Annotated in this window: 1 protein-coding gene; it reads right to left on the bottom strand. The window is 67.1% G+C overall.

Features of this window, described 5'->3' with window-relative positions:
• On the bottom strand, positions 1-237 hold a 237-nt coding region (locus ACVA58_RS28685; protein WP_446513623.1), incomplete at both ends, for a hypothetical protein.

The following is a 237-nucleotide window of genomic DNA, read 5'->3' as shown; positions in this document are numbered from 1 at the left end:
ACGCTGTCCATGCCTTGGCGCCAGTGGCCCGGCGCCAGTACATCACGCGTGAGCAGACGCCAGCCGTTGGGCGTCGATTCATAGAAGCGCCAGCCCTGCGCATCGCCTTCCCACGCCACGGGGCGCGAGGTCAGTTGCGCTTCTTCCTGGCCAAGTTCGATCAGGCGGGCCATCTTCTGCGCGTCGTCGTTCAGTTGCGAGCGCGGGTTGGGCGTGGCATTCACGGCCACCACGCCC

It is taken from the genome of Photobacterium sp. DNB22_13_2, assembly GCF_052873915.1.
The sequence above is the reverse complement of the archived record's forward strand: the minus strand, read 5'-3'. Positions and strand labels throughout refer to the sequence as shown.